The organism is Streptomyces sp. NPDC038213 (genome assembly GCF_055600495.1).
In genome coordinates, this window is sequence record NZ_JBVJYM010000051.1 from 20,906 (window position 1) to 27,507 (window position 6,602).

A 6,602-nucleotide genomic window follows, 5' to 3' on the forward strand; every position below is an offset into this window, starting at 1 on the left:
ATCAGTGACCCATGCCCAATCCGCCGTCAACGGGAATGACGGCTCCGGTGATGTACGAGGCGTCGTCCGACGCGAGGAAGCGCACGGCCGCGGCGATCTCCTGCGGCTGCGCGTAGCGGCCGAGGGGGACCTGCGAGACGATGCCGGCGCGCTGCTCGTCGGTGAGGACCGCCGTCATGTCGGTGTCCACGAAACCGGGCGCGACCACGTTGAAGGTGATGTTCCGGGACCCCAGCTCGCGGGCGAGGGAGCGGGCGAAGCCGACCAGGCCGGCCTTGGAGGCGGCGTAGTTCGCCTGGCCCGCCGAGCCGAGCAGGCCGACGACGGAGGAGATGAGGACGACGCGGCCCTTCTTGGCGCGGAGCATGCCGCGGTTGGCGCGCTTGACCACGCGGAAGGTGCCGGTGAGGTTCGTGTCGAGGACGGAGGTGAAGTCCTCCTCGGACATGCGCATCAGCAGCTGGTCCTTGGTGATGCCGGCGTTGGCCACCAGCACCTCCACGTTGCCGTGCTTCTCCTCGATCTCCTTGTAGGCCTGCTCCACCTGCTCGGTGTCGTTGATGTCGCAGCGCACGGCGAGGACACCGAGTTCGGCGAGGGCCTGCGGCGGCTCGCCGGAGCGGTACGTGATGGCGACCTTGTCGCCGGCCTCCGCGAAGGCGCGGGCGATGGCGAGGCCGATGCCCCGGTTTCCTCCGGTGACGAGAACCGAGCGGCTCATCCGATCACCCTTTCCCTAGCTGTCTGGTCCACCGAAAACCTATCGGTCCCGCCCGGCCCCCGGAGAATCGGGCCTCGACAGGGCATTCGGAACGGCTCTGTGGGGTCTCTACAGAAAGCGGACGGAAAGCGGTGTGCATTCGCCGCCCCGGCGCGACATGATCGGAGCGACCGGTCCGACAGCAGGGAGACATCCGTGCCTCATTCCATCGACGCCGCGTTCACGGCGCTGCCGCTGCGCGCGCTCGCCGACGCAGCGCTCGCCCGTGCCCGCGCACTGGGCGCCGACCACGCCGATTTCCGGCTGGAGCGGATCCGCAGCGCCTCGTGGCGGCTGCGCGACGCCAAGCCCTCCGGCTCCTCCGACACCACGGACCTCGGGTTCGCGGTCCGGGTGGTGCACGGCGGGAGCTGGGGCTTCGCCTCCGGCGTGGACCTGACGATGGACGGGGCCGCGAAGGTCGCCTCGCAGGCCGTGGCCATGGCCAAGCTGTCCGCGAAGGTGATCGCGGCGGCCGGGTCGGACGAGCGCGTGGAGCTGGCCCCGGAGCCCGTCCACGCCGACAAGACCTGGATCTCCGCGTACGAGGTCAACCCCTTCGAGGTCCCGGACGAGGAGAAGGCGGCGCTGCTCGCCGACTGGAGCGCCCGGCTGCTCGCCGCCGACGGGGTGGCGCACGTGGACGCCTCGCTGATGGCCGTCCACGAGAACAAGTTCTACGCCGACACGGCGGGTACGGTCACCACCCAGCAGCGGGTCCGGATCCACCCGCAGCTGACGGCCGTGGCCGTGGACGGCAAGACGGGCGAGTTCGACTCGATGCGGACCATCGCCCCGCCGGCCGGCCGCGGCTGGGAGTACCTGACGGGCACCGGCTGGGACTGGAACGCCGAGCTGGAGCAGATCCCGGGCCTCCTCGCGGAGAAGATGCGGGCGCCGAGCGTGGAGGCGGGCCGCTACGACCTGGTGGTCGACCCCTCCAACCTGTGGCTGACGATCCACGAGTCCATCGGCCACGCCACCGAGCTGGACCGGGCGCTGGGCTACGAGGCCGCGTACGCGGGCACCTCCTTCGCCACCTTCGACCAGCTGAACAAGCTGACGTACGGCTCCTCGATCATGAACGTCACCGGCGACCGCACCGCGGAGCACGGCCTGGCCACGATCGGCTACGACGACGAGGGCGTCGAGGCGCAGAGCTGGGACCTGGTCAAGGACGGCACCCTGGTCGGCTACCAGCTCGACCGGAGGATCGCGAAGCTCACCGGGTTCGAGCGCTCCAACGGCTGCGCGTACGCCGACTCCCCCGGGCACGTGCCGGTGCAGCGGATGGCCAACGTCTCCCTCCAGCCGGACCCGGGCGGCCTGTCCACCGAGGACCTGATCGGCGGGGTCGAGCGGGGCATCTACGTGGTCGGCGACCGGTCCTGGTCGATCGACATGCAGAGGTACAACTTCCAGTTCACCGGGCAGCGGTTCTTCCGGATCGAGAACGGCCGGCTGGCCGGTCAGCTGCGCGATGTCGCCTACCAGGCGACGACGACCGACTTCTGGGGCTCCATGGAGAAGGTCGGCGGCCCGCAGACGTACGTGCTCGGCGGCGCCTTCAACTGCGGCAAGGCCCAGCCGGGCCAGGTCGCCGCGGTCTCGCACGGCTGCCCGTCGGCGCTGTTCCGCGACGTCAACATCCTGAACACGACGCAGGAGGCCGGACGCTGATGTCCACGCACCGCACCCGACCCCACGAGATCGTCGAGCGCGCGCTCGAACTGTCCACCGCCGACGGCTGCGTGGTCATCGCCGACGAGCAGTCCACCGCCAACCTGCGCTGGGCGGGCAACGCCCTGACCACCAACGGCGTCACCCGCGGCCGCACCCTCACCGTGATCGCGACCGTGGACGGCCGGGAGGGCACCGCCTCGGGCGTGGTCTCCCGCTCCGCCGTGACCGCGCAGGACCTGGAGCCGCTCGTACGGGCCGCCGAGGCCGCCGCGCGCACCGCGGGGCCCGCCGAGGACGCCCAGCCCCTGGTGACCGGCACCCCCGCGTCCCCGGACTTCGCGGACGCGCCCGCCGAGACCTCCTCGGCCGTGTTCGCCGATTTCGCCCCGGCCCTCGGCGAGGCCTTCGCCCGGGCCCGCGCGGGCGGCCGCGAGCTGTACGGCTTCGCGAACCACGAGATGGTCTCCACGTACGTGGGCACCTCGACGGGGCTGCGGCTGCGCCACGACCAGCCGAACGGCACCCTGGAGCTCAACGCGAAGTCCCCCGACCGGCAGCGCTCCGCCTGGGCGGGCCGATCGACCCGCGACTTCAAGGACGTGGACCCGGCGGCGCTGGACGCCGAGCTCGCCAAGCGGCTGGGCTGGGCCGAGCGCCGCATCGAGCTCCCGGCCGGGCGGTACGAGACCCTGCTGCCGCCGACCGCCGTCGCGGACCTGCTGATCTACCAGATGTGGTCGGCCGCGGCCCGGGACGCGGCGGAGGGCCGCACGGTCTTCTCCAAGCCCGGCGGCGGCACCCGGCTGGGCGAGAAGCTCGCGCAGCTCCCGCTGACCCTGCGCAGCGACCCGAACGAGCCCGGCCTGGAGTCCGCGCCGTTCGTGATCGCGCACAGCTCGGGCGACGACGCCTCGGTCTTCGACAACGGGCTGCCGCTGCGGCCCACCGAGTGGATGCGCGGCGGTGAGCTGGCGCACCTGACCACGACCCGGCACAGCGCGGGCCTGACCGGGCTGCCGGTGGCCCCCTCGATCGGGAACCTGGTCCTCGACGGGGGCGGCGAGAAGTCGCTGGACGAGATGGTCGCCGCGACGGGCCGGGGCCTGCTGGTGACCTGCCTCTGGTACATCCGCGAGGTGGACCCGGCGACCCTGCTGCTGACCGGCCTCACCCGGGACGGGGTGTACCTGGTGGAGGACGGCGAGGTCGTGGGCGAGGTGAACAACTTCCGGTTCAACGAGTCCCCGGTGGACCTGCTGTCGCGGGCCTCGGAGGCCGGGCGCACCGAGAAGACCCTGCCGCGGGAGTGGAGCGACTGGTTCACCCGGGCGGCGATGCCGGCGCTGCGCATCCCGGACTTCAACATGAGCTCGGTCAGCAAGGGCGTCTGACCGCCCTAGACTGAGACGGCCGTCCCATCAGACGGCCATCCACACCATCCGAAGGAGTCGAGAGACCGTGACGGACATCGTCGACGAACTGAAGTGGCGCGGGCTCTTCGCCCAGTCCACCGACGAAGAGGCCCTGCGCAAGGCCTTCGCGGACGGTCCCGTCACGTTCTATTGCGGCTTCGACCCGACCGCGGCCTCGCTGCACGTGGGGCACCTGGTGCAGGTGCTCACCGTGCGCCGGCTCCAGCAGGCCGGGCACCGGCCGCTGGCGCTGGTCGGCGGGGCCACGGGCCAGATCGGCGACCCGCGGCCGACGGCCGAGCGCACCCTGAACGACCCGGAGACGGTCGCGAACTGGGTGGGCCGGCTGCGGGGGCAGATCGAGCCGTTCCTGTCCTTCGAGGGCGACAACGCCGCGGTCATGGTCAACAACCTGGACTGGACGGCGGGCCTGTCCGCCATCGAGTTCCTGCGGGACATCGGCAAGCACTTCCGGGTCAACAAGATGCTGACCAAGGACTCGGTGGCCAAGCGCCTGGAGTCCCAGGAGGGCATCAGCTACACCGAGTTCAGCTACCAGCTCCTCCAGGGCATGGACTTCCTGGAGCTGTACCGGCGGTACGGCTGCGTGCTCCAGCAGGGCGGCTCGGACCAGTGGGGCAACCTGACCGCGGGCCTCGACCTGATCCACCGCCTGGAGCCGGGCGCGGTCGTGCACGCGATGGCGACCCCGCTGATGGTGAAGTCGGACGGCACCAAGTTCGGCAAGACCGAGGGCGGGGCCGTCTGGCTGGACCCGGAGATGACCACGCCGTACGCGTTCTACCAGTTCTGGCTGAACGTGGACGACCGGGACATCTCGACGTACATGCGCATCCTGTCCTTCAAGTCCCGGGCGGAGCTGGAGGAGCTGGAGGCGCAGACCGCCGAGCGGCCGCAGGCCCGTGCGGCCCAGCGGGCGCTGGCGGAGGAGCTGACGGCCCTGGTGCACGGGGCGGACCAGTGCGCGGCCGTGATCGCGGCCTCCAAGGCGCTGTTCGGCCAGGGCGAGCTGGCGGACCTGGACGAGGCCACCCTGGCGGCGGCCCTGTCCGAGCTGCCGCACGCGAAGGTCGCGGAGCTGGCGCCGGTGGTGGACCTCTTCACCGAGGTCGGGCTGGTGGCGAGCAAGTCGGCCGGGCGCCGGACGGTGAAGGAGGGCGGTGCCTACGTGAACAACGTGAAGATCACCGCCGAGGACGCCGTCCCGGCCTCGGAGGACCTGCTGCACGGGCGCTGGCTGGTGCTGCGCCGCGGCAAGAAGAACCTGGCGGCCGTGGAGGTCGCGGGCGCCTGAGCCGTCCGGGGGCCGCGGCCCCCGCGGTGGGCGCGTACGGCGGAGGGGCCGGTGCGGGATTCTTCCCGCGCCGGCCCCTCCGGCGTACGGGCGTACGGGCCGGGGGCCGCGTCCGCTACGTGGTCCTCTTGTTGCCCCGTACGGCCATGTAGGCCATGTCCCCGAGTCCCACGACCGCCACTGCGCCCGCGAGCTGGAGGAGGTGCCGGGTCCAGTCGATGCCCCGGGTGTCGCCCACGCCGATCCAGCCGGCGACGGCGTTGCCGAGCACGCTGCCGAGGATGCCGAAGACGGTGGTCAGCCAGAGCGGCTGGTGCTGCTTGCCCGGCAGGATCGCCCGGGCGATGAGACCGAGCACCAGACCGACGATGATCGCCCACAACCAACTCATGTCGCCTCCTCGTGGCGCGCTCTGCGCATGTGGGGACAGTTTCAACCGTTCCGGCGAATGCCGCATGTCGGACAGCTCCCCTTCCGGGCCACCCGCCCGCCGCGGTGCGCGGGGCACGGGCTACCGTGGATACGGTCCGGACCGGGAAGCGTCCGGCGAGGGAATCGGGTGGTGCATCCCCATGTGGAAGCGGAACGACGACACGGCCTTCCGGATCACGGGAGCCCGGCAGAGCCTGACCGAGGACGTACGCGGCCGCCAGCGCCGCTACGTGATCTCGATGGTCATCCGCACGCTGTCGGTGATCGCCACGGTGCTCTTGTGGAACGTCCAGCGGCCCGTCGCGGTGGTCACGCTCGCGGCCGGCGTCCTGCTCCCGTACATCGCCGTGGTCATCGCCAATGCGGGCCGTGAGCAGGCCCCTTCGCTGCCTTCGCACTTCATTCCGGCCCCGGTGCAGCCCGCGCTGGAGCCGGGCAACCTCAAGAAAAGCTCAGATCAATCGTGAAGTTCCGGTGCACCACACCCGGTTCCCCGTGACATACTGCCTACGCGCTCCGCATCCCCCGTCGGAGCGACAGACCGACGCCGGGCAGCTCCCCCCGTGGCTGCCCGGCGTCGTCATGTCCGCCGCCGGGCGGCCTGGTCCGCTGTTCTAGGGTGGGGTCCGTGATCTTCCCCGAACCGACCGAGAACACCGCCCCCGTCTGCTCCGCGAAGGGCTGCCGCGCCCCGGCCGTATGGGTGCTGGCCTGGAACAACCCGAAGCTGCACACGCCGGAGCGGCGCAAGACCTGGCTGGCCTGCGAGGAGCACCGCGAGCACCTGTCGCAGTTCCTCGGCGTCCGCGGTTTCCTGAAGGACGTGGTCCTGCTGGCCGACTGGGAGGCCCCGGAGGGCTCCGGGACCCCCTGAGCACCGCGGGGCGGGCCCGAGACGGCCTAGCCGCAATGTTGGTGACTTAAGTTCTGTCCTGCCGAGTGATGGTGACGGTGTCAGGTGCGGGTGGTGTCCCGTTGCGATGCTCGGCTCGTTTGAGCG

At 71.4% G+C, this 6,602-nt stretch carries 7 protein-coding genes; 5 read left to right on the forward strand and 2 right to left on the reverse strand.

Going from position 1 to position 6,602, the window contains the following annotated elements:
* Position 1: 1 nt before the first annotated feature.
* Positions 2 to 721 (reverse strand): 3-oxoacyl-[acyl-carrier-protein] reductase, encoded by a 720-nt coding sequence (gene fabG / locus ACZ7JZ_RS35075; RefSeq protein ID WP_470946954.1) that lies wholly within the window; start codon positions 719 to 721, stop codon positions 2 to 4.
* A gap of 195 nt (positions 722 to 916) precedes the next feature.
* Here fabG and ACZ7JZ_RS35080 point away from each other — a divergent pair, with 195 nt between their 5' ends.
* From ACZ7JZ_RS35080 to tyrS, 3 genes are all read left to right on the forward strand, one after another.
* The gene (locus ACZ7JZ_RS35080) at positions 917 to 2,440 is read left to right on the forward strand and encodes a TldD/PmbA family protein (RefSeq protein WP_470946957.1); all 1,524 of its coding nucleotides are present in this window, start codon (positions 917 to 919) and stop codon (positions 2,438 to 2,440) included.
* Positions 2,440 to 3,834 (forward strand): metallopeptidase TldD-related protein, encoded by a 1,395-nt coding sequence (locus tag ACZ7JZ_RS35085; protein WP_470946960.1) that lies wholly within the window; start codon positions 2,440 to 2,442, stop codon positions 3,832 to 3,834. Before ACZ7JZ_RS35080 ends, ACZ7JZ_RS35085 begins: the two co-directional genes overlap by 1 nt.
* Positions 3,835 to 3,901: 67 nt before the next feature.
* Entirely contained in the window at positions 3,902 to 5,170 is a 1,269-nt protein-coding gene (tyrS, locus tag ACZ7JZ_RS35090) for a tyrosine--tRNA ligase (protein WP_470946963.1), read from the forward strand.
* 115 nt (positions 5,171 to 5,285) lie between these two features.
* Here the strand turns inward: tyrS and ACZ7JZ_RS35095 are convergent, their stop codons facing one another.
* The gene (locus ACZ7JZ_RS35095) at positions 5,286 to 5,561 is read right to left on the reverse strand and encodes a GlsB/YeaQ/YmgE family stress response membrane protein (RefSeq protein WP_470946965.1); all 276 of its coding nucleotides are present in this window, start codon (positions 5,559 to 5,561) and stop codon (positions 5,286 to 5,288) included.
* 181 nt (positions 5,562 to 5,742) lie between these two features.
* Between ACZ7JZ_RS35095 and ACZ7JZ_RS35100 the strand changes: the two genes are divergently transcribed.
* The gene (locus ACZ7JZ_RS35100) at positions 5,743 to 6,069 is read left to right on the forward strand and encodes a DUF3099 domain-containing protein (RefSeq protein ID WP_470946967.1); all 327 of its coding nucleotides are present in this window, start codon (positions 5,743 to 5,745) and stop codon (positions 6,067 to 6,069) included.
* A 161-nt stretch (positions 6,070 to 6,230) separates the two neighbouring features.
* Complete coding sequence (locus tag ACZ7JZ_RS35105; protein WP_470946969.1) at positions 6,231 to 6,476, forward strand: hypothetical protein; 246 nt, start codon at positions 6,231 to 6,233, stop codon at positions 6,474 to 6,476.
* The last annotated feature ends 126 nt before the right edge of the window (positions 6,477 to 6,602 follow it).

Coding starts and splice junctions, on each gene's coding strand:
- fabG (WP_470946954.1), bottom strand. CDS start 721: ATGAGCCGCTCGGTTCTCGTCACCGGAGGAAACCGGGGCATCGGCCTC.
- ACZ7JZ_RS35085 (WP_470946960.1), top strand. CDS start 2,440: ATGTCCACGCACCGCACCCGACCCCACGAGATCGTCGAGCGCGCGCTC.
- ACZ7JZ_RS35095 (WP_470946965.1), bottom strand. CDS start 5,561: ATGAGTTGGTTGTGGGCGATCATCGTCGGTCTGGTGCTCGGTCTCATC.
- ACZ7JZ_RS35100 (WP_470946967.1), top strand. CDS start 5,743: ATGTGGAAGCGGAACGACGACACGGCCTTCCGGATCACGGGAGCCCGG.